The following is a 23,085-nucleotide window of genomic DNA, read 5'->3' as shown; positions in this document are numbered from 1 at the left end:
GTTTTAGTAATATACATTTCATTGCTATGCAATGATAAAAGCCTCTTAACTCTACTCACGGTGTGCGGTCGTTCGTAGAGTGATTTAATCAACTCGCACTTTTAAAACTCATTAAACTTTACAAGTCCTTTTTACCTCTGGGAAACCAGAGGTAAAAGAGTATTAAATTTACTAAATTCAGCTATAAGTTGGTAAAATATAATCAAAAAAAGAGTATAAAATGATTGATGTTTTAAATCTTATAGGTAGGAGTGAGTCGCTATTTGATAGTGATATGGCTAGACTTAAAGATGAATTAAATGAGCGTATTTCTAGTTCTAAATTTTTAGTAGTTGGTGGCGCTGGTAGTATCGGCTCAGCGGTAGTAAAAGAGATATTTGCTAGAGAGCCAATGCGTCTTGATGTAGTTGATATTAGTGAAAATAACTTAGTAGAGTTAGTGCGTGATATTAGAAGTAGTTATGGCTATATACAAGGTGAGTTTGCTACCTATGCTATAGATGCTGGTTCAAATATATTTAAAGCGTTGATAGATGGTAATAAGTATGATTATGTGCTAAATTTAAGCGCTTTAAAACATGTAAGAAGTGAAAAGGATCCATATACATTAATGCGACTAATCCAAACAAATATATTCAATAGTGATGAATTGATGAAACGCTCAAAAAGATATTTCACTGTTAGTAGCGATAAAGCAGCCAATCCTGCTAATATGATGGGGGCTAGTAAACGAATTATGGAGATGTTTGCATTTTACAGATCAAATTTAACACCAGTAAGTATGGCTAGATTTGCAAATGTCGCCTTTAGCGATGGAAGCTTATTACACGGATTTGAACAACGAATCAAAAAGCTCCAGCCAATTGTAGCACCAAATGATGTTCGTAGATATTTTATAACACCTAAGGAATCTGGCGAATTATGTTTATTAAGTGCGATATTTGGAGAAAATAGAGAGATTTTCTTTCCAAAGCTAGATGAGAAGCTAAATTTGATAAAATTCAGTGATATAGCTGTGCGTTATCTACATTCTAAAGGCTATGAGCCATATATATGTAAAAATGAAGATGAGGCTAGAGCAAAGGCTGCTCAACTAGCGCAAAATGGACAATGGGCGTGCCTATTTGGTAGTAGTGATACAACCGGCGAGAAAGATTATGAGGAGTTTTACACAGATAATGAGCAGTTAGATATGGAGCGGTTTGCTAGTATTGGCGTGATAGAGAATGAGCCGGTGATAAATGGGGCAGGTCTAAATACATTTGAGGCAAATATAAAATCAATGATAGCAGATGGAAAATTTGATAAAGATGCGATAATGGCGGAATTTATGCAAGTTTTACCTGAGTTTAATCACATAGAAAAAGGGAGATATCTAGATGCAAAAATGTAAATATAGCAAACCACTATGTGAAGAGATAGTAAGATTTATCAAAAATGAATACAATAGTAAAAAATTCCTCTACATTCTCTAAGGCTTCTAGGTAGAGATGGAGTATCTATGGCAGTGTATTGATACTGGATATGTATCGAGCATAGGTGAATTGGAATGGTCTGTGGGATTGATGAGATAGCACAAAGCTGATAGGATTGTAAATATCCCTAGTAGTGTGATTAGTTAAATTTATATAAAAGATTACTACGCCTTGTGTTTAGGCGTAGTACTAAAACTAACTTATTGTAGCAGCTTTAAGACATTTTGCTGTACAGCATTTGCTTGACTCATAGCGTAGCTTCCACTTTGGGCTAGAATGTTATATTTAGAGAAGTTTGCACTCTCACTAGCAAAGTCTACATCTCTTATTTGAGATTCAGCTGATTTTACATTTACTTGAGTAACTGTGATGTTATTTAGTGTAGCTATTAATTGGTTTTGTACTGAACCTAGGTCAGCTCTTAGCTTGTCTAGAGTTTTTCTAGCTGATTCAGCTACATCAACCATAGCTTGAGCGCCTGCATATGTGTTAACTCCTCCAGCTTGAGCTGTTCCAGTAGAAAGTTCGCCACCTCTAAAAAATCCCATTGCTTTAGCCATATCTGAAACAATTGTACCAGCATTCATATATTTTAAATTTACACTAGCTTGATTATATGCAGTTGAAGCAACGCTTACTGCTGTAATACTTCCACCGCCATTTGTAAATCCAGATATTTGAGATATTCCATTAATTCCAACTTTAATATCCCTAGCATCTTGGCGAATAAATGTCATAGTCCCTAAAAATAAAGCACCACCACCATCACTTCCTGCAGACGCTCCAGCAGTATCACCACCCATAAAGCTTGCACCTGAAAATGCTCCGATTCTTATAGCTCTACCATCTTTAGCAGCTAATACTAATCTACCATTTTCAAGGCTTGCTTCTACTCCGGTTTCATCTTTTTTAGCGTTAATTGCTCCAATTAGGACATTGTCAGAATCATTAGCTTTTACGGTAATATTTCCAATAGTTACGCCATTTATCATTAGATTTTTAATACTACCAGCACTAACCACATCGTTAAATATTTGAGTATTATTAACTTCAACTCTTACACCAGTTTTATCGCTTACACCATTCATCATTTCAGCTATTGCTTTATAACCATCTTTTTGAATAATTGTTCCAGATAATGTTTGGAATGTATAGCCATTAGGATATCCATCAACACCACTGATTTTTACAATAAAATCTTGAGCTGAAATATTAGAATAAACTGAATAAACCGCATTATTTAGTGTCTCAAACCTAGTATGCCCTATAGTATTTGAGTTTGTAGCACCTATGCTTACTTTTGCAGTTTCATTACTATAAGCACCTATTTGGAAGTTTTTGTTTGAAAAATTTCCATTTAGTAACTGTTGGCCATTAAAGCTTGTAGTAGTAGCTATCATATCTAGTTCTTCAAGAAGTCTGCTAATATCATTTTGAAGTGCTCTTCTAGAATCAGCATTTTGACCATCTTGTGCTGCTTGGATAGCTTTAGTTTTAATAGTATCAAGTATTTTAATCTGTTCATCCATAGCTTTATCAGCAGTTTGGATGATACCTACAGCATCATTACCATTAGATATGGCTTGACCTAAGGAGTTAGCTTGAGAGCGAAGACTATCAGCAATAGCCATACCAGAAGCATCATCAGCTGCTGTTTGAATTCTAAGACCTGAGCTAAGGCGACCAAGAGAGCCAGTAAGTGCTCTATCATTTACTACAGAGTTAGCATGCGCATTTAAGGCTGCTACGTTTGTATTTATTCTAAAACCCATTATAAATCCTTTTATAGAAATATTATTAAGTTATAAAAGCCCTAAGCAAATGGTGTTCCAAAGTTTTGGTAGAAGTTTATAATAAACGATATTTTATAAGTTGTAATAAATTTTAATAGATTATTAGAATTTAAATCAATCTTGACATTATTTAAAATATTACTAGCTAATAGGTTAGCTAGTAATGATTGGTTAAAAGTTTAAGCTAAAATATTTAGCCTTGTTTAAATATTTTTCTAAAAATTGCTTTAATTTTAGCTGTCATTGTGCTAAAAGGGCATTGACTACCACCTAAAACTGGGTCGTTATTCATTTTATTCTCCTGTGTATATATAATCACTCATTACTGGTGTTAAACCAGCATTTTTGATAGCGATTTTCATTTGATTGACATCTCTATTATCGCTTATTTCAAATTGTCCATCACCCTTGCTTTCATCATCTTTGCCACCGTGTTCGCCGATAGCTACGCTTACTCCGGCTGAGACTTTAGTGACGCCAAGAGCTATGGCATGATCTCTAAAATACGCACTCTCACGGCTACTAAGCGTTATATTGGCGTATGGTAAAAACAGCCTATAAGCAGCGATCACTTGTAATAAGGCTCGTTCGGTTACATCTCGTGGGTTTATCTTATTGTTATTGATAATCGGTCTTAGGCGTGGGACGGAGATGGAAATTTCTGCGTGAGGGTATTTGGCTTGGATTAAGGATGCGTGAAGAGCGGTTGCCATAGCATCTTTGCGCCAGTCATCGATCCCAAGAAGTGCCGCAAATGCCACGCCACGCATACCGCCTATTAATGCTCTTTCTTGAGCGTTAAATCTATATGGAAAGACTCTTTTGTTGCCGTATAGATGAATTTTGCCATATTTTATAGGGTTATAAGTCTCTTGAAAAACAGTTACAAAATCCACGCCGTTATCATGTAAAATAGCGTATTCATCACTATTTAATGGATAAATTTCAACACCAACTATATCAAAATATTTTTTAGTTAATCTACAAGCGTTTGCGATATAATTTAGCGGTGTTTTGGTTTGGGATTCGCCTGTTAGGATGAGTATCTCTTTTAATCCGGTTTTGGCGATATTTTCTAGCTCTTTGATGATATCATTTTCATCTAATTGCGCTCTTTTGATATCATTACCCACTTTAAATCCACAATAAACGCAGTTATTATCGCAGTGATTTGCTATGTATTGCGGGGTAAAAAGATAGATATTTTTACCGAAATATCGCTCTTTGGTGGCTTTGGATTTGGCTACTATCTCTTCAAGGAAATTAGCAGCTACTGGGCTTAAAAGGGCTTGGAGGTCTGTTAAATTTAGATTATCTTTATCCAAGGCTTTTTGGACATCAAAGGCACTGAATTTATCAAAATCCACATTTTGGCGTTCATTTAAAACCCTTAGCATTATATCGCTTTTGATCTGTTCTTGCGATGGTAGATAAGCCATTGGGTCTGTTTTTTGTATGAATTTCATCTATTGTCCTAAAAATCCAGTTAGTGGCGAGCTAGCTTGAGCGGTATTTATAACTCTACCAAATTTAGCTAGATAGGCGTCTCTACCGGCTATAACGGCGTTTTTAAAGGCTCTTGCCATGCCTTTTATATCGCCAGCTGTGGCAATAGCGGTATTTACCATCACAGCAGCGCAACCCATCTCCATAGCCTCACACGCTTGGCTAGGGCGGCCGATACCGGCATCTACGATGATTGGTAGGTCTATTTCATCTATTAAAATTTGGATTATATCTTTATTGCTTAGGCCTTTATTTGACCCAATTGGTGCGGCTAAGGGCATGATGGCTGCTGCGCCGGCATTTGCCATATCTCTAGCAGCGACTAGGTCTGGCATCATATAAGCAAGTGGGATAAAGCCATCACTAGCTAAAAGCTCAACGGCTTTTAATGTTTGATAGTTATCAGGTAGTAGGAATTTGCTATCTCTAATTACTTCTATTTTTATCATATCGCCACAGCCAAGCTCTCTACCTAAACGGGCGATTCTAAGGGCTTCACTAGCGTCTCTAGCGCCACTTGTGTTTGGTAGTAGGGTGATATTTTGAGGGATAAATTTGGTTATGCTTATATCGCTATCTTTATTTACTCTGCGGATTGCTAGGGTGATGATTTGAGCGTTTGCTTCTTCTATACAAGCGGTGATTAGCTCGGGGTCAAATTTGCCACTTCCCATAATAAATCTAGAATCAAATAGTCTTCCGCCTAAATTTAGTTTATCCATTATCTTTTACTCGCTTTATTAAAATATCTAAAATTTGATTTGCTTGTTTCATAGCACAGATACCGACTCTTGGAGCCATAAGGCCATTTCCTATGCTTGCAGCACTTTTTAAATCTCCGCAGATATAGAGATTTTTGGCCATTTGGATTGTTTTGATATCATCACTGCTACCATATCCTGCCATGCCGCTTGCGGCGACTATAATTTTGTTTTTGAGATTGTTTATAAGCATAGCTTTGGCTTTAGGATTATCAAAGCATTCGGCGACTATATCGTAGTTTTGAAATACTAAATTTATATTGTTTTCATCTAGTTTTATGGTCTCTATCTCTACGCTTACAAATGGATTAATTTTGGCGATTATATCTGCTAGGGCTTGGGTTTTGTATTTGCCAAGGTCATCTATGAAGTATTGTTGGCGATTTAAATTTGATGGATCTACGGTATCGAAATCGACTAATTTTAAAGAGCTTACCCCAACTCTAGCTAAGGCTATAGCCACGCTACTACCAAGGCCACCAAGCCCAGCTATACCGACTTTAGCACTATCAAGAGCGATATTTACCTCAGGGCTATTTCTAGCTCTCATCATCTCTTTTAAGCACTCTTTTGGCGGAAGCTCACCTTTGTTTATAAAAACTACGCTATCACCATCGCTTAGCTCTAAATCATCATTAGTAGCAAAGCCTTTATATATGGTAATCACGCTATCATCAAAGCCAAGCTCAGCTCGCAACTGGCAAAGTGTGTTGGAATTTACATTTTTTGTGATTGAATTTACTATTATCTGTTTCATAGGTGTGATTATAGCCAAAAAAGACAAAATAGCTATTAAATGCGTATTAAAATTTATAAAATTTAAACTAATGATTATAAAAATTTGGCTAAAATTCTAGCCTTATTATTGATTTAAGGCTAAAATATGTTTGATTCTATATTTAGAGAGTATGATATAAGAGGAATTTACCAAAAAGATTTAAATGAGCAAAGCGTCAAAGCAATAGGAATATGCCTTGGCAATGTGATGAAAAGCCGTGGAGTAAAGAGTGTAAGCGTAGGATATGATGCTAGGGTTTCGGCTAGAGATTTATTTGGGTATTTAGTGAGTGGATTTAATGCGGCTGGGCTTGAGATTTATGATATTGGGATGTTGCCTACGCCGGTTGGGTATTTTAGCGTTTTTACGGATAAATTTGATGCTAATGTGATGATAACTGGTAGTCATAATCCAAAGGAGTATAATGGATTTAAGATTACGATTAAAAAAGATAGCTATTTTGGTGATGATTTACAAGCTTTAAAAGATGCCGTTAATAAATTTATAGCTAGTGGTGGAGTGGTTGAAGATAATTTTAGTGCTATTAAATTTGATATTTTAAGCTCATATGTGGATTTTTATGCTAAGGAATTTTCGCATCTTAAAGGGCTAAAGACAAAGATTATTTGCGATGCGGGAAATGGCGTAGCGGGTATAACTCTAATGCCTATAGCTAAGGCGCTTGGGCTGGAGTTTAATGTGCTATACCCAGAGCCTGATGGAGAGTTTCCAAATCACCATCCAGATCCTAGTGAAGAGAAGAATATAAAAGAGCTGAAAGAGGCTTTAAAAAATGGCTATGATATTGGGTTTGGATTTGATGGGGATGCTGATAGGATAGCGGTTTTAACGCCAAAACGCACGATAAAAGGGGATGATTTAGCCTATTTATATGCTAAAAATATGAAAAATCCTAGGGTTTTAGGCGAGGTCAAATGTAGCCAAAATATGTATGATGAGATAGATAAAATCGGTAAAAGCTTCATGGGCAAAACCGGTCATAGCAATATCAAAAAAGCTATGAAAGAGCTAAATATCGATATGGCGGCTGAAGTGAGTGGGCATATATTTTTCAAAGAGAGATTTTTTGGTTTTGATGATGGGGTATATGCGATGATAAGGGTGCTTGAGCTAATAGCAAATGGGTTTGATTTGGATGGGGAGTTAGATAAATTACCTAAGCTATATTCAACCGATGAGATGAAGATAAAAGCCGATGATGAGAGTAAATTTAAGATTATAGAGGCTTTAAAAATTGAGTTAAATAGAGCTAATAATGGGCTACCAAAGATAGTTGATATTATCGATATTGATGGGGTGAGAATTAAATTTGAAAATGGCTGGGGACTAGTAAGAGCGTCTAATACAACTCCTGTGATAGTAACTAGATTTGAAGCAAATTCAGAGCAAAATATGCTAGAAATTCAAAATGGCGTTATAGCTTTGGTAGATAAAATTATGGCTAATATCAATGCGTAGGGCTTTGTGTATTATAAGTGGCGGTATGGATAGTGCAGTAGCAGCTAGTATCGCTAAGAGTGAGGGCTATGAGATTGTGGGGTTGCATTTTGATTACCATCAAAGAACAATGCTAAAAGAGCGTGAGTGCTTTGATAAAATTTGCGATGATTTAGGGGTTGTAGATAGAATCGTGATTAATGCTGATTTTATAGCTAGTGTTGGTGGGAATTCTCTCACTGATAAAAGCATTGAAATTCCAAAAAACTCACTAAATGATAAGGAGCTACCAAATACCTATGTTGCCTTTAGAAATGGGATTTTTATCTCTATTGGTGCGAGTGTGGCACAGGTGAGAAATTGCGAGGCTATATATATGGGGTTAGTAGAGGCTGATAGTAGTGGCTATCCAGATTGTCGGCTTGAGTTTTTAAAAGCGATGAATAGAGCGGTGAATTTGGGCACTGGATGTGAGTTTGTCTTTAAAGCACCTTTAATTGGGTTATCAAAATCGCAAATAGTCTCTAAGGCCTATGAGCTTGGTGTGAATCTAGCTAATACTTGGAGTTGCTATGAGAGTGGGGACGCTGCTTGTGGGGAGTGTGATAGCTGTCTATTAAGACTAAAAGGGTTTAGAGATAGTGGCAAAATCGACCCTATAGAGTATAAAAAAATTAAATTTAAGGATTAAGATATGTATCGTTTTGCGCCATCGCCAACAGGTGATATGCATATTGGGAATTTAAGAGTTGCTATATTAAATTATATATCTTCACTTCAAGATAAAAGTGGCTTCATACTTCGTATAGAAGATACTGATAAAGAGAGAAATATAGAGGGCAAAGATAAAGAGATAATGGAGATTTTAAAGAAATTTGGGATTAAATGGGATACTCTTTATTATCAAAGCCAAAATCTTAAATTTCATCAAGAGTTTGGGGCTAAGCTTTTAATAGATAAGAAGGCTTTTTTGTGTTTTTGTGATGATGAGACACTAGAAAAAAAGAGAGAAGAAGCCGCTAGAAATGGCGTAGCATATAGATATGATGGGAGTTGTGAAAACTTAAGTGATGAAGAGATTTTAAACAATCCACGCCCAGCGGCTTTGAGGCTAAAAGCACCTAAAACAACACAAAAATTTGTTGATAAGATTAAAGGCGAGATAGTGTTTGAGCCTGAAAATATAGATAGCTTTGTGCTATTAAGAGCTGATAAAACTCCTACATATAACTTCGCTTGTGCGATTGATGATATGCTTGAGGGTGTAACTATGATAATTAGGGGTGAAGATCATGTAAGCAATACTCCAAAGCAAAATTTGATTAGAGAAGCCCTAGGATATACTCAAGAGATAAGCTACGCTCACTTGCCTATAATCCTAAATATGGATGGTAAAAAGATGAGCAAAAGGGATAATAGCTCTTCTGTTAGCTATCTTTTGGATAAGGGTTATATGCCTGAGGCTATAGCAAATTATCTGATATTAATAGGCAATAAAACGCCGTGTGAAATCTTTACTATTCAAGAGGCTGCTAGTTGGTTTGATATAAGCAATATTTCACGCTCGCCAGCTAAATTTAGCGAAGAAAAGCTCGCTCAAATCAATAGAGAGCATATCAAACTCGCTAGTGATGATAGGCTAGTTGAGCTTGGGTTTAGCTCGCCAGATTTAGCTAGATTCTATACTCAAGAAAGTAGCTTAATCCCTGAAATAATAGCCAAAATTGACGCTATTAACTCAGCCAAAATTATCCCACCACAATGGCAAAAAGAAGCAGATGAGATAAGAAAAGTTATCTTAAATATGCAAATTCCACATAGCTTTGATGAGCTTAAAATTGTGATATCTGATGAGACAAATTTAAAAGGTAAATCGCTATTTATGCCACTTAGATTGCTTTTAACGGGCGCTGAGCATGGCCCAGAGCTTAAAGATCTATATCCATTGATAAGATCTGATATTAAGGAGATTGTAGCCAAATGACGATTTTATCCCATTTTATAATATCAGTGGTTGATATTTTAGAAATAGTAATAAGAGCTTATACATTTATAATCATAGCTGCAGCGCTTGTGAGCTGGGTAAGACCAGATCCATTTAATCCTATTGTCCAGTTACTTTATCGCCTTAGCGCCCCAGCGTATAATCTCATAAGAAAGCTTAGAATTCCAACGATCTTTGGTGGGATCGATATAGCGCCTATTATAATACTTCTTGCTTTGGAGTTTATAAGTAGATTTGTATTAGGATATATCCGTGCGTTGGCTTATCAAATTTAGTCTATTTTTAACTTTTTTGGTTATACCGCTTTGGGCTAGTGTGCCAAGCTATGAGAATTTAAAAACAGCACCAAAAGGACTAGTCAAGGATTATTATATATATAGATTTGCTAATGAAAAAAAAGCTAGCAAGGCTCAACTAAAGAAATTACAAGGGCAGATTTTTCGCTATCAAGGTAGCATTAAAGCGCTTTTTGATAAAAAAATTGGCCCTATAAAAGAGAAAGTAGCTGATTGTTCTAAATATAATTTTAACAATATTCATACTGCTAATTGGACATGTCAAAATATGGTTATAAGCGCTGGATTTATAAACTCTTTAATGCCTAGCCAAAGGGCAGATTTAGTAACACGCTTAAAAACTAGTGGTTCTAAATTTGTAAATTATATTCAAGGATTTAATACAGCAGACCCACTAGCTTATTATATAGCAGTTGGTGATCCGGTTGGATATTTTAGACACTACGCAGCCGCTAAAAATAAAGAAGAGTTTTTAAATACCTACATTCCAAGTGTAAAATTAATCACAAATAGCCTAAATCATTGGCAATTTAAATCAATTGTTCAAGACTCTGTAATTAATAAAAAAAATGCCAAATTTCGTAGTAGTTTATTAGGAGTTAGTGCTGAGCTACTCAATAGCGATATGGCATTTATATTTGGATTAAATGCGATTTTATTGCATAATGAGAGTAGGGCAGTGGAGTTTTTTAAAGTAGCTGCTACAAAATCCAAATTTGCTAGCAATAAAGATAATGCTAATTTTTGGATATATCTAATTACTAAAGATGAGAATATTTTAGAACAGATTGCTAAAAGTGCTGATATCAATATCTATAGCCTTTATGCTAGAGAATTTACTAGTGGTGAAAAGATTAAAATAGCAGTACCAAGGCCAGCTACAAAAGAGTTATTAAAATATGATTATACCGACCCATTTACATGGCAACGCACAAGAGAGAAAGTAGCTAAAATGCCAAGCTCTGAGCTAATCTCATATGCATCAAGGTTTTATACTCAAAGCACCCTTGGAGAGTATAGCTATATAATGGAAAGAGCGCATAATCATAAAATTCACTTCTATCCGATGCCATTTATGGAATACATTGGTACAAAAGATATCAGGCGGCAAGCACTGATTTTAGCCCTTGCTAGACAAGAGAGTAGGTTTGTCCCTAGTGCGATATCCACTTCATACGCTCTTGGGATGATGCAATTTATGCCGTTTTTGGCTAAAGATATAGCTGCTAAACTTGAAATGAATAAATTTGATATTGATGATATGTTTAAGCCAGAAATTGCCTATAAATTTGCGAATTTTCACTTAGATTATTTAGAAAATTATCTATATAATCCGCTATTTATAGCATACGCTTATAATGGTGGAATCGGCTTTACTAAGCGTATGTTGCTTCGTGGAGATCTATTTAATCGTAAAAGCGAGTATAGTAGATATGAGCCATTTTTGTCTATGGATTTGGTGCCGTATGCTGAGAGTAGAATATATGGCAAAAAGGTTTTGGCTAATTATATAATATATCTTGCTGCTCTTGGTAAAAGTACTAAAATATCGCACTTTTTTGACAATGTTTTAATCCCTGAGTTAAGCGATGGATTTAGGCCAAAGGTAAGCTTTTAGGCTTGCCTTTGTTTGGTTTTTAGTTTTAAATTTGTAAATTTATCTAGTATGCCAGTAGAGTGAGCGGGCGACTTTTTGGAAATTTAGCGTAGCTGTAGTGTTGTTATCTAGAGTGATATTTACGCTTAGGATATTTGATTTTTGAGTTGGAATAGTGGCTTTATAATAATTACTCCAAGGTATGGTCATCGAAACTAAAGTAGAGAGTTTATCATCTTTTTCTAGTTTAGTTAGTGTAGCATCAAGTGAATTTATAGTTACAGATTTTGGAGTTAAATTTTGTGGATAGATTGATACTATAAAGGTATCAAAATCTTGCATATCAGTCGTAAATTCTCCTTGATATATTGGATTTAGGTAGGTAGCAACTAGTAATATTTCAGCAGAGTTGTGTTTTTGCGTATAGGCTAATAATTCGTTTTTAAGATTAGCATCTGAGTGAAGTGAGCTTTTTCCCCAGCAACCAGCCAACATTAATGAAATGATAAGAAAGGTGAGGTTTTTTAACATTTTTTTCCTTTTTTGCTAAATTATACCATTTATATGTTTAATCTTTAAATTGTATTGTATTTATTTAATTAAAATATATTTTGAATTTATCTAATAATTTACTTTTAAAAATCAATAGTAATTTAAGTTGAATTTAGATATATTTAATATTTTATGTTTTAAAAATATAATAAATGGAGAAAAATATGGAAAATTTATATGATGTGGTAGTTATTGGTGGCGGTCCTTTTGGTATCGCTTCAGTAGTTGAGGCTAAAAAAGCAGGATTTAAAAATGTTCTTCTTTTAGAAAAAGGCGATAATCACTCTCAAACAATTCGCAAATTCTACAAAGATGGTAAGCGTGTAGATAAGGTTTATAAAGGTTTAGAGAGCGAGACAAGAGGCTGCGTAGAGTTCTTTGATGGAACAAAAGAAAGCACATTAAATTATTTTGATAAATTGCTTGATGATGGCGATATTGAAGCAGTTTTTAATGCTGAGGTTGAAAGTGTAAAAAAAGATGGCGATCTGCTAATTGTAACTACAGCAAAAGGCGTATTTAAAGCTAAAAATGTAATGGTTGGTATAGGTAGAATGGGCAAGCCAAATAAGCCAGAATATAAAATTCCACCTTCATTAATCCAAGTTGTAAATTATAATTTAAATAATTGTAATTGTGGTGAAAAAATCATTGTAGTAGGTGGTGGAAACTCAGCAGCTGAATATGCTGTAGATTTAAGCGGTTGCAATGATGTAACGCTAAATTATAGAAGATCTACATTTACTAGATTAAATGATATAAATCTAGCCGCTGTAGAAGATAGCGCAAGAGATGGCAAGCTAACTTTAAAATTAGGTGTAGATATTACAGGTATAGAAAATGATAATGGTAAAGTATCAGTAAGCTATAGCGATGGAAGTGTAGTTATATATGATAGAATTATATATGCAATTGGCGGTTCAACTCCGGTTGATTTTTTACAAAAATGTGGCATAGAGCTTGATAGCGATACTAAGCCAATCGTAGATGAAAATTTACAAACTAATGTAAAAGGCCTATATGTAGGTGGTGATATCGCTAGTAAAAATGGAGCTAGCATTGTATCAGCACTAAATGATGCACATAAAATTATTAATTATATAATAAATAAGGCGTAATAGTGAGTAAAATTTGGTATTTTCTAGTTGGCGCATTGCTAGTTGGCTGCGGAGATGATAAGCAAGTTAGCTTTGATGATTTAAGCCCTAGCGAACAAAATAGATATGTCTTAAAATCTGAATACGAGGCACTTGGGGATTATTTTTCGTGGCTTGAGGTGCGTGGTAATAATATCCAAAGTGATGTCCTAGAGATACCAAATGAGCCAAATTTACTCAAACATAACCTAGAGATTGCAATTCGTGATAATAGGGTTTTATTAAGTGATAATGTTCAGTTGATGCGGCAAAATTTAGAGCTAGCAAAAGAGGTTGAAAGCCAAAAAATAGCTCTAATAAATGCTGATAAAAATGCTCAAAATAACTATAATGAAGCCTTGCAATCCGTGCAAGCTCAGCACCAAGAAAATATCAACGAATTAACAAAAAGAATAAATGAATTACAGGCTCAAAGTATAGAGAGTATCAAAAAATATGAAGAGAAAATTGTAAATTTAGAAAGTAATGTTGATGAGTTAAACTCTAAACTTCAAAAGTCTAAAATCGTAGCTGATGAGATGGTAAAAAATAGCGCTATGAAAGAGAAGTTAGAGAATCAAAATCTTCAAAATAGTAATCAAAAATTAAGTGATGAAATAGCAGCACTTAAGGCGCAAAATTTAAAAGCCAATAGTGAGGCTAATAGTAATTTAAGTGCAAAAGAAAAGGAGATAAATACGCTAAAAAAAGAGATAACTAGCAAAAATGAAGAGATAAATCAACTTATGCATTCTCAAACTCTAGCACTTATTGATCTTCAAAACCAAAATGCCAAAAATGTAAGTGAACTCCAAGCGCAAATCGATAGGCAAAGGAGTGAATATTTTAATGAATTAAATAGTAAAAACTCAGAGATAAAAAAACTAAATTTAACTATAAAAAATATAAATGATAATAAAGAAAAAGAGCTAAAAGAGCTCAAAAAAGATCTACAAAATAGCTATAAAATGACTCAAACTGCAAGCGATAAAAAGATAAAAGAGCAGTATGAAAAGAGTCTAAAAGATCAAAATATGACAATTGCTAGCTTAAATGCAAAACTAGTAAATCAAGAGATTAATTATAAAAAAGAGTTAAAAAATAAAGAAAAAGAGTATAAAGATTCAATAATTGATTTAAGAAAAAAGATTGAATTTAACATAAGAGACGCCAATAAAAGCGCACAAAAAATAGATGAACTAGAGAAAAAAACAGCCAGTAAGGATAAAGAGATAGAACGCTTAAAATCGCAAATTTTAAGCCTAAAAAGCGATATGAATAACACTAAAAAGCTGGCAAATTATGAGCTATTAAACTCAAAAATTACAGACTTAGAGATTAAAAATAGTGAGTTAAACTCACAAATTGCAACTATTATAAAAAAAGCTAAAGATACTATTGAAATGAATAAAAAAGAGCATAGTAAAGAGATAGAAAATCAAAAAAAATATTATGAAGAGTTAATAAAAAATATCAAAACCCAAGAGATAAATAGAGATAATAATGAGTCAGCTTGAGCTTTATCAGCTTGAAAATGGGTATAGATATAATAGCGATACTCTATTTTTATATGATTTTATCAGCGCTAGCAAGCTTAGGGGTGATATTTTAGATGTTGGATGCGGATGTGGGATTTTAGGGCTTTTGGTTGCTCGTGATAGCAGTGTAATCTTAAAAGGTATAGATATAAACCCTATAAATGTACAAATTAGCCAGTATAATGCTAGTGTAAATGGTATTACTGCAGAGTTTATCACAGGAGATTTTAGCGAGTTTAAAAGTGAGATTAAATTTGATTTTATCATCTCTAATCCGCCATTTTATCACTTTGGAGTAACAAAAAGCCAAAATAAACATATAGCAAACTCAAGATATAATGACTCTTTAAGTCTTGAGCAATTTTTAGCTGGGGCTAATAGAAATCTAAAACCAAAAGGTGTGCTATATTTTTGCTATGATGCAAAGCAAATTGGATGGATTTTAGCATTATTGGTTAAATTTAAACTAAATTTAACAAAGCTTAGATTTGTCCATTCTAAAAGAGGTCAAAACGCTAAACTAGCACTATTTGAGGCTAAAAAAAGTAGTAAATCTATGTGCGAGATTTTGCCACCTTTGGTGGTTTTTGATAAAGATGAATTTAGCATAGAGACAAAAGAGATTTTTAAAAGAGCAAATACTATAAGTAAGGTTTATAAGTGATAAGGCAAGATGGGTTTAATTATGAGTTTGACTCTAGCAAATGCGATGAGTGCGGTGGTAAATGTTGCACTGGCGAGAGTGGATATATATGGATTAGTGAAGATGAGATTAGAAGTTTGGGTGAGTATTTAGGCTATAAGCCAGAGCTTATTAAAGAGATATTTTTAGAAAAATTTGATAATAAGTATAGTATTAAAGAAAAACCATATCAAAATGGCTGGGCGTGTATATTTTTTGATGAGAAAAATAAAAATTGCTCTATATATGAGTATAGACCTAAGCAGTGTAGAACCTTCCCATTTTGGGAGCATTTTAAAAAAAATTATAAAGAGTTGGAGAGAGAATGTATTGGCGTAAGGCAGTTATAGCTTTAGCTTTTTTCTTATGTGGTTGTGGAGTAGGTCAGCCACATTTTAGCACCATTTATGATGTAGAAGATAATAGCGATTTAGAGATTATCAACGCCTATTTGATGGTAGAAGATGGCGAGGTCGCTAAGGCTAGTGATTTATTCTATCAATTATATCAAAAGAGTCAAAATGAGGTCTTTTTAAAAGAGTCTGCTAAACTAGCTTTAAGTGCAAAATCAAATTCGTTATATAAATTAATGGATGAGCTAAAGGGCGATGATGCTCAAACGCTAAGGCTAAAAATCGGTTATGCTTTGTCAATTTATGAACTCAAAGAGGCTAAGCAGCTTGCTAAAAAGTTAATCAAAAAAGATAAAAGTAGCCAAAATTATATTTTATTAGCTAATATCTATGCTTTTGAAGATGATAAAAAGCGTGCTATGGAGCTATATAACAGAGCATATGAAATTGATAAAAGTGAAGATAATATGATACGTATAGTTAGCATTTTTAATGATTTTTTAGGCGATAATGTTGGGGCTACTAAGATTGCAAATGAGTGGATAAATCAAAATGGTTGTGGTCAAAGAACTTGCTATGTCTTGCTAGATTTATACTCAAATTTAGCTGATTTTGATAATATGGTAAAAATTTATGAAAAGTTATATTTAGAGAATGAAGCTAGTCAGTATCTTGTTAATGCGCTTGAGATTTTGCTATATAAAGAGGATTTTAAAGAGGCCAAAAGAGTGCTTAAAAAGTATGAATTTAACGATGATTTGCTCTCGCAAATTTATGCTCAGCTAGGAGAATATAAAGAGGCCTATGCCTTAGCAGAGCAACTTTATGAGTTAACTGATAACAAAGATTATAAAGCCAAAATGGCGATATATAAGTATGAATTTAGCAAAACTAAAAATATAGAACAGATTATAAAGCTTTTTGAAGAGTCTGTTTATGAACTAGATAATTCAGTATATTATAATTATTATGGATATATATTAATCGATCATGATATTAACATCTATAAAGGTCTTGAATTAGTATTAAAGGCTTATGAGCTAAATCCTAAGTCGCCATATATAATAGACTCAATAGCTTGGGGATATTATAAGCTTAAAAAGTGCGATATGGCTATTGATTGGATAGAAAAAATCGGCGCTGAGTATTTGAAGCAGGATGAATTCAAATCTCATTATAATAAGATTACAAAGTGTATAAAAGGCAAAAAATGATATTAAATAAGATTATTGATAGAACCAAATTTGATCTTGAGAAGCAAAAACAGAAACTACCATTTAATATATTACAAAAAGCCCTAAGCCACTCACGCAGCCCACTTGATCCGCTTAAAAGCCTTAAAGATGGGATAAATATCATAGCTGAAGTTAAAAAGGCAAGTCCTAGCAAGGGAGTTATAAGGGATGATTTTGATCCACTGCAAATAGCTTTGGAGTATGAAAGAGCCGGAGCGTGGGCGATAAGCGTTTTATGTGAGCCACACTATTTTTTAGGTAGTATTGAGTATTTGGGATTGGTGCGTAGATTTGTGAATTTGCCTTTGCTTAGAAAGGATTTTATCATAGATAGATATCAGATTGCTCAAGCTAGAATTTATGGTGCGGATATGATTTTGTTGATTGCGAAGGCTTTGGATACAAAGAGCTTAATAGAGTTATCAAATTACGCTAATGAGTTAAATTTAACCGTATTAATGGAAATTCACGATGAAGAAGATTTAGAAAAAGCTTTACAAACTAATGCTAAACTTATAGGGATAAATCATAGAAATTTAAAAACCTTTGATATGGATATGGAGCTTAGCTTAAAGTTAAAAGAGCTCATACCATCAGATAGAGTGGTGGTAGCTGAGAGTGGATTATACTCATATAATCAGATTTTGAGCTTAAATCAAAGTGGCATTAGGGGATTTTTGATAGGTGAGCATTTTATGCGTCAAGATGATATATACCAAGCGGTAATGGATATAAGGGGTGTTAAATGATAGATGAGTTTGCGCCGTGGAGAGCGGAGTATTTTTCTAGGCCAAAGGATTGCGAATGTGTCTTTTGTAAGATTGCTAATGAGAATAGAGATAGTGAGAATTTTATGCTATTTAGAGCTAAAAATTGCTTTGGTTTGATGAATAGATATCCATATACCTTGGGCGAATTTATGGTAATTCCATATGAGCATATAGATAATATTGAGAGTTTAGATACTCAAATTTGGTTAGAGATGAGTCAAATAGTCCAAATCGGTGTAGATGTGCTAAAGAGAGTTTTAAATGCTAATGGAGTCAATATCGGTATGAATTTAGGCGCAGCAGCTGGTGCTGGGATAGCTGAGCATATACACTATCATCTTGTCCCAAGATGGCAAAGAGATACAAATTTCATTACAACTATAGGATATACTAGAGTTCATGGAGTTCCGTTTATGGAGCAATTTAAGAGCTTAAAAGATGAATTTCAAAGGCTAAGTTGTGAAAATACTATTTTCGCCAAGTGAGAGCAAAAAGCCAACGCCAAATCCGCTTAAATCGGCTTTGATGGCTATAAATTGTGATAGAGATGAAATTTTAAATAGATATTATGAAATTTTAAATAGCAAAGATGAGAGAGCTTTAATCGAGATTTTTGGGATTAAAGAGTCTAAAGAGATTGATAAAATAGCTAATTTATCAGCCCAAAATCTCTATCATAAGGCTGTGCTTTTGTATGATGGCGTGGCGTATGATGCTTTGGATTATCCAAGTTTAGATGAAAAATCAGCTAGATATATTGATGAGAATTTATTGATATTTTCTAATCTTTATGGGGTGTTAAGGGCTGGGGATTATGTTAGATTTTATAAGCTTAAGCAAGGTCAAATGATAGGCGATATAGATAGTGTAAAGTATTATAAAACTAGACTTAATACCGCTTTAGATGAGTTATTGGGTGGTGATGAGATATTGGATCTTAGGGCTGGATATTATGATAAGTTCTACTCTATTAAATCCCCATATACAACTATGAAATTCCTAAAAAATGGTAGAGCTATCAGCCACTTTGCTAAGCATTATCGGGGGATTATTTTGCGCTGTTTGGCGTTAAATGGGGCTAAGAGTTTTGATGAGTTGATGGAGATTAAATTTCCAAATTTAAGTTTATTAAATATTATAAAGACAAAATTAAAAATTGAGTTAATTTTTGAAATTAATGGTGATTAAGATTAAGTTGTTTAAAATAGAGTATAATTTTGTAAATTTAAGGAGATGTTTATGAAAATTTTATATAGCAATCAAGCAAATTTTAAAGATGAGTTTAACTCATTAGTCAATCGATCAAATATGGATATACAAAGCGTAATGCCAATTGTAAATGGTATTATAAATGAGATTAAAACCCATGGCGATGAGGCATTAAAAGCCCAAATAGCTAAGTTTGATAAGTGGGAAGTAAAAGATAATCTAGCTATAAGCACTTATGAGATGAAAAGCGCTTATGAAGCTTTAGATAGTGAGCTTAAAAACGCCTTAGAAGTAGCATATAAAAGGATAAAATCTTACCACGAAAAACAGGTAGAAAAGTCATGGATAGACTTTGAGCCTAGCGGTGCGCTCTTAGGTCAAAAGGTAACGCCCGTAGATAGAGCAGGGCTATATATCCCAGGTGGCAAAGCCGCATATCCTAGCTCATTGATTATGAATGCAGTCCCAGCTATAGTAGCAGGGGTGAAGGATATAGTGGTTTGTACTCCTGCTGTTGGTGGTGTGGTTAATTCTTTATTGCTTGGCGCTATGCATCTTTTAGGTATCAAAAACGCCTATAAAGTAGGTGGTGCTAGTGCTATAGCGGCTATGGCGTATGGGACTAAGAGCATTAAAAAAGTTGATGTAATCACTGGTCCTGGTAATATCTTTGTCGCAACGGCTAAAAAGATGGTTTATGGTGATGTAAATATAGATATGATAGCAGGCCCAAGCGAAATAGGTGTGATAGCTGATGAGAGTGCTAATCCTACTCATATAGCTATCGATCTATTAAGCCAAGCTGAGCACGATGAGATAGCTAGTAGCTTTTTAATTACTTTTAGTGATGAGTTTGCCACTAAGGTTAATAGCGAAATTCAAAGATTATTGCCAAATTTAAAAAGATATGAGATAGCCAAAGCAAGTATAGATAATAAAGCTGCTATAATCGTCGCTCGTGATATGGATGAGTGTGTGGAATTGATGAATGAGTTGGCTGTGGAGCATTTAGAGATAGCGTGTGATAATGCGTATGATTATCTACCACGCATCAAACACGCCGGGGCGATATTTTTAGGCCACTATACCCCTGAAGCAATAGGAGACTATCTAGCTGGGCCAAATCACACGCTACCAACAGGCGGTAGCGCTAGATTTTTCTCACCTTTAAGCGTGAGTAATTTCATCAAAAAAAGCTCTATAATCTCTATGAATAAAAGAGCAATTGATGAGCTTAGCAAGGCTTGTATGGCTCTAGCTGATGCTGAAGGGCTAGAGGCTCATAAGCTTTCTGTGGAGTTTAGGGTTTAAATTTTAGCTATCATGCGTGGCTTGGATATTGATATAGTCATGCTTGATAGCTCCACCATCTAGCCAATAGTGGTTTTTTTCTATAGATATTATCTTTAAACCAGCCTTTTTCATAAGCTCTGTAATCATATCTAAATCATAAAATGTAAAAATCAACCCCCTATGAGTTGGCTCTGTAATCTCATAGATATTTTCGCCTAAAGGCTTTGCGTCGATTTTTAGGCTATCATCTTTACTGATGAAATTTATAAGCATTTTGCCATTTGGATTTAGATGAGATTTGAGTGAGTTTAAAAGATTTAAAACTATATTTGGTGTATATAAATATACTATCTCCCAAAGAAGTATCGCATCAACTCTAATATCTTTTAAAATTTCATTAATATCTCTATTTTTGTTACTATATAGCTCTAGTGTGGCGCCACGGCTATTTATGATCGGCTCTAATCTACTTTTGGCTAGATCAAGTGGCTTTTGATTTAGGTCAATGCCTATTAATCTAGTAGCACCAGCCTTGCTAAAACACTCTAAATGCCTACCATTAGCACAGCCAAAATCGAGCACACTTTTAAATTTATTCTTAAAAGCAAATCTCACAACAAACTCACTAGGATAAATTCTATCTCCGCTTAATATCAAATCCTCCCAAAAATTAAAATGCTCTTTATAATCATTTACGCTATTTTTCATTAAATTACTTTTAAATTTTATTTTAAATTTTTTTGGCTTCTATGATATGCCATGAGTTTATAATCTTGCCATTATCAATAGTAAATCTCTCGCTATCTATGCTTATAATCTCTAAATTCGCACTCTTATAAATCTCTTTTATATCATCTAAATTTGGGATATAATATAGCATTCCTTTATGGCTATCACGCTCAATTATAAATGTATCTTTAGCTATCTCTTTGCCATCGCCATATAGTGAGTCATCTTGCGCTCTCCAATTAGCTATCACCTTGCCATTTGGCTTTAATATTTTAGCAAATTGCTTAAAAATATCGCTTATGGCGTAATAGGCATTAGTAAGGGTTATCCCCCAGCAAACCACGCAATCTAAATTATCTCTTTGGATTAGATCTTTTAAATTTGAGTTTTGATTATTTTGATATAACTCGCATTTGATATTATATTTTTGACATCTTTGCTGAGCTATATCTAGCACTGAACGGTTATAATCTACGCCAATTATATGCTCTAGTCCAGCCCTAGCTATCATCTCTAAGTGCCGTCCATCACCGCAGCCAAAATCCAATATACTATTAAAATCCCTTCTATTAGCATAGATATAGCGAGTCAAATACTCATTTGGGTATAGTAGCATTGAGTTAGATATATGTTGCTCCCATAATTTATATGAGTGTTCTTGAGCTTTTATTATCTCATCCATCTATTTTCCTTTTAAAATTTGATATTAATTTTTGCGTGTTTATAAGTGATTGCTCCTTTGAGTTGGTTTGTATTATCGCATAGCCTCTATCCATTATGGTAGAGCCATCTATAACTTTTGGTAGTGTTGAATTAATTTCGCACCTATAATCTATAATCCCTAAGCTATCTTTAAGCAAGTCAAAATCAGCCGCTATCCAGTCGCCTTCAAAATCAAAATAGCGTATTATTGTATTTTTTCTAAATTTTGGCTTGAAGTTATATGGTAGATTTAGGCTCTTATTTATCCACTCTTTTGTAGGATTTATCCCAGTTGTAATCTCTATAAATTTACTTAGATAATGCCCGCTTGGGCGAGTAGATAGCTCTATGATAAATGCTCTATTATCTTTGGTTATTATATCAGCGTGTAATAAACAATTATCTATATTTAATTTGGTTATAACCTTTTGGATATAGCTACTTATAAATGGTATTTCATCTATGCTAATATACCCTATAGCCTGTCTATATGGGAGCGGGGTTAATAGCTTTTGTCTTAATAAAATATGATGAAATTCGCCATTAATAATAGCTGCGTCAATCCCATACTCTAAGCCATCTATAAACTCTTCGATTAAAAAATTCATTTTAGTAAATTTAATATTTTGAGTGATATTTTTAAGCTCATCAAGATTAGATATAACTATCGTATCCTTGCTACCACTGCCAAATCTTGGCTTGATTATTAGTGGAAATTTAAGCTTATTGTGATTTGAATTTGGATCAAATATATCAAATTTTATATCTCTTAAAGAGCCTAATCCCCCATTATCTGCTAAAGCAGTAGCAAATTTGAGCTTATCAGTACAAATATCTGCCATTTTATAACTAAAACCATTTAGATTATAATAGTCATTTAAAGCACCAATAGTATTAAGACATCTGCCAATTGGTACGGGTAAAATTATTGCTGGTATTAATCCATCACGCTCTAAAATTGCTATTATTTTATTTGGATTTGAGATATCCTCGTTATATGATATATCGGCTTCTTTAAGTCCTGGAGCTGTAGGATTAATATCAAAGGCAACAACTCTTAGTCCAAGTTTTTTAGCATAAGCTATAGCAATTAAGCTTTCACTACTAGCACCAATAAGCAAAGCCACAGGGATTTTATCCACGAATTTCCTTTAAATTTTGTGGCGAAATTATATCTTAAACTTATTAAATTTACCCCTAAATTAGGTGAAAATTAA

The 23,085-nt window shown here is 34.0% G+C and carries 23 protein-coding genes; 15 read left to right on the top strand and 8 right to left on the bottom strand.

The genetic code is table 11. The annotated features are described in order from the left end of the window. Nucleotides 1-220: 220 nt before the first annotated feature. Nucleotides 221-1,393 carry a UDP-N-acetylglucosamine 4,6-dehydratase gene (locus CIGN_RS05120; protein ID WP_086301330.1) on the top strand — a complete coding sequence of 391 codons (1,173 nt, stop codon included), beginning with the start codon at nt 221-223 and terminating at the stop codon, nt 1,391-1,393. A gap of 282 nt (nt 1,394-1,675) precedes the next feature. Here the strand turns inward: CIGN_RS05120 and CIGN_RS05115 are convergent, their stop codons facing one another. The 4 genes from CIGN_RS05115 to thiF form a co-directional block, all read right to left on the bottom strand. Next, nucleotides 1,676-3,247, bottom strand: coding sequence for a flagellin B (locus tag CIGN_RS05115; RefSeq protein WP_086302603.1), 1,572 nt, complete (start codon nt 3,245-3,247; stop codon nt 1,676-1,678). Nucleotides 3,248-3,561: 314 nt separating this feature from the next. Continuing rightward, entirely contained in the window at nt 3,562-4,734 is a 1,173-nt protein-coding gene (gene thiH, locus CIGN_RS05110; protein WP_086302601.1) for a 2-iminoacetate synthase ThiH, read from the bottom strand. Next, complete coding sequence (locus CIGN_RS05105) at nt 4,735-5,496, bottom strand: thiazole synthase (RefSeq protein ID WP_086234358.1); 762 nt, start codon at nt 5,494-5,496, stop codon at nt 4,735-4,737. Next, the gene (gene thiF, locus CIGN_RS05100; RefSeq protein WP_086302599.1) at nt 5,489-6,292 is read right to left on the bottom strand and encodes a sulfur carrier protein ThiS adenylyltransferase ThiF; all 804 of its coding nucleotides are present in this window, start codon (nt 6,290-6,292) and stop codon (nt 5,489-5,491) included. The genes CIGN_RS05105 and thiF overlap by 8 nt, the downstream gene beginning before the upstream one ends. A gap of 126 nt (nt 6,293-6,418) precedes the next feature. Between thiF and CIGN_RS05095 the strand changes: the two genes are divergently transcribed. Genes CIGN_RS05095 through CIGN_RS05075 form a run of 5 tightly spaced genes read left to right on the top strand, consistent with a single transcriptional unit; the run spans nt 6,419 to nt 11,690 of the window. Further along, complete coding sequence (locus CIGN_RS05095) at nt 6,419-7,792, top strand: phosphomannomutase/phosphoglucomutase (RefSeq protein ID WP_086287012.1); 1,374 nt, start codon at nt 6,419-6,421, stop codon at nt 7,790-7,792. After that, complete coding sequence (queC, locus tag CIGN_RS05090; protein ID WP_086302596.1) at nt 7,785-8,462, top strand: 7-cyano-7-deazaguanine synthase QueC; 678 nt, start codon at nt 7,785-7,787, stop codon at nt 8,460-8,462. Before CIGN_RS05095 ends, queC begins: the two co-directional genes overlap by 8 nt. A gap of 3 nt (nt 8,463-8,465) precedes the next feature. Then, on the top strand, nt 8,466-9,755 hold the full coding sequence (gene gltX / locus CIGN_RS05085; RefSeq protein WP_086302594.1) for a glutamate--tRNA ligase: 1,290 nt from the start codon (nt 8,466-8,468) through the stop codon (nt 9,753-9,755). Beyond that, nucleotides 9,752-10,051 (top strand): YggT family protein, encoded by a 300-nt coding sequence (locus CIGN_RS05080; RefSeq protein WP_086302592.1) that lies wholly within the window; start codon nt 9,752-9,754, stop codon nt 10,049-10,051. The genes gltX and CIGN_RS05080 overlap by 4 nt, the downstream gene beginning before the upstream one ends. Next, the gene (locus tag CIGN_RS05075; RefSeq protein WP_086290943.1) at nt 10,029-11,690 is read left to right on the top strand and encodes a lytic transglycosylase domain-containing protein; all 1,662 of its coding nucleotides are present in this window, start codon (nt 10,029-10,031) and stop codon (nt 11,688-11,690) included. Before CIGN_RS05080 ends, CIGN_RS05075 begins: the two co-directional genes overlap by 23 nt. A 39-nt stretch (nt 11,691-11,729) precedes the next feature. Here CIGN_RS05075 and CIGN_RS05070 read toward each other — a convergent pair whose 3' ends face one another. Next, entirely contained in the window at nt 11,730-12,200 is a 471-nt protein-coding gene (locus CIGN_RS05070; RefSeq protein WP_086234364.1) for a hypothetical protein, read from the bottom strand. Between the two features lie 185 nt (nt 12,201-12,385). On the opposite strand from CIGN_RS05070, the gene CIGN_RS05065 reads away from it, so the two are divergent. From CIGN_RS05065 to hisD, 9 genes are read left to right on the top strand one after another with little or no spacing between them, the layout of a single operon-like run. Beyond that, nucleotides 12,386-13,339 carry an NAD(P)-binding domain-containing protein gene (locus CIGN_RS05065; protein WP_086224218.1) on the top strand — a complete coding sequence of 318 codons (954 nt, stop codon included), beginning with the start codon at nt 12,386-12,388 and terminating at the stop codon, nt 13,337-13,339. Between the two features lie 2 nt (nt 13,340-13,341). Further along, nucleotides 13,342-14,874, top strand: coding sequence for a coiled-coil domain-containing protein (locus CIGN_RS05060; protein WP_086302590.1), 1,533 nt, complete (start codon nt 13,342-13,344; stop codon nt 14,872-14,874). Next, entirely contained in the window at nt 14,861-15,559 is a 699-nt protein-coding gene (locus tag CIGN_RS05055; protein ID WP_086302589.1) for a tRNA1(Val) (adenine(37)-N6)-methyltransferase, read from the top strand. The genes CIGN_RS05060 and CIGN_RS05055 overlap by 14 nt, the downstream gene beginning before the upstream one ends. After that, complete coding sequence (locus CIGN_RS05050; RefSeq protein ID WP_086242982.1) at nt 15,559-15,927, top strand: YkgJ family cysteine cluster protein; 369 nt, start codon at nt 15,559-15,561, stop codon at nt 15,925-15,927. The genes CIGN_RS05055 and CIGN_RS05050 overlap by 1 nt, the downstream gene beginning before the upstream one ends. Next, nucleotides 15,903-17,144: a tetratricopeptide repeat protein gene (locus tag CIGN_RS05045; protein ID WP_086302587.1), complete on the top strand. Its 1,242-nt coding sequence runs from the start codon at nt 15,903-15,905 to the stop codon at nt 17,142-17,144. The genes CIGN_RS05050 and CIGN_RS05045 overlap by 25 nt, the downstream gene beginning before the upstream one ends. Then, nucleotides 17,141-17,914, top strand: coding sequence for an indole-3-glycerol phosphate synthase TrpC (gene trpC / locus CIGN_RS05040; RefSeq protein ID WP_086229140.1), 774 nt, complete (start codon nt 17,141-17,143; stop codon nt 17,912-17,914). The genes CIGN_RS05045 and trpC overlap by 4 nt, the downstream gene beginning before the upstream one ends. After that, nucleotides 17,911-18,420 carry an HIT family protein gene (locus tag CIGN_RS05035; RefSeq protein ID WP_086227176.1) on the top strand — a complete coding sequence of 170 codons (510 nt, stop codon included), beginning with the start codon at nt 17,911-17,913 and terminating at the stop codon, nt 18,418-18,420. The genes trpC and CIGN_RS05035 overlap by 4 nt, the downstream gene beginning before the upstream one ends. Continuing rightward, the gene (locus CIGN_RS05030; RefSeq protein ID WP_086302585.1) at nt 18,395-19,123 is read left to right on the top strand and encodes a YaaA family protein; all 729 of its coding nucleotides are present in this window, start codon (nt 18,395-18,397) and stop codon (nt 19,121-19,123) included. The genes CIGN_RS05035 and CIGN_RS05030 overlap by 26 nt, the downstream gene beginning before the upstream one ends. A 51-nt stretch (nt 19,124-19,174) precedes the next feature. Continuing rightward, nucleotides 19,175-20,455 carry a histidinol dehydrogenase gene (gene hisD, locus CIGN_RS05025; protein ID WP_086302583.1) on the top strand — a complete coding sequence of 427 codons (1,281 nt, stop codon included), beginning with the start codon at nt 19,175-19,177 and terminating at the stop codon, nt 20,453-20,455. Nucleotides 20,456-20,458: 3 nt separating this feature from the next. Here the strand turns inward: hisD and CIGN_RS05020 are convergent, their stop codons facing one another. Genes CIGN_RS05020 through CIGN_RS05010 form a run of 3 tightly spaced genes read right to left on the bottom strand, consistent with a single transcriptional unit; the run spans nt 20,459 to nt 23,010 of the window. After that, on the bottom strand, nt 20,459-21,145 hold the full coding sequence (locus tag CIGN_RS05020) for a class I SAM-dependent methyltransferase (RefSeq protein WP_086302581.1): 687 nt from the start codon (nt 21,143-21,145) through the stop codon (nt 20,459-20,461). Nucleotides 21,146-21,167: 22 nt separating this feature from the next. Then, nucleotides 21,168-21,848: a class I SAM-dependent methyltransferase gene (locus tag CIGN_RS05015; protein WP_086302579.1), complete on the bottom strand. Its 681-nt coding sequence runs from the start codon at nt 21,846-21,848 to the stop codon at nt 21,168-21,170. Continuing rightward, entirely contained in the window at nt 21,841-23,010 is a 1,170-nt protein-coding gene (locus CIGN_RS05010; protein ID WP_181892529.1) for an ATP-grasp domain-containing protein, read from the bottom strand. The genes CIGN_RS05015 and CIGN_RS05010 overlap by 8 nt, the downstream gene beginning before the upstream one ends. Between the last annotated feature and the right edge of the window lie 75 nt (nt 23,011-23,085).

The organism is Campylobacter devanensis, assembly GCF_002139915.1.
GTDB lineage: Bacteria > Campylobacterota > Campylobacteria > Campylobacterales > Campylobacteraceae > Campylobacter > Campylobacter devanensis.
Note: the sequence above shows the minus strand (reverse complement) of the source record. Positions and strands in the feature narration are given on the sequence as shown.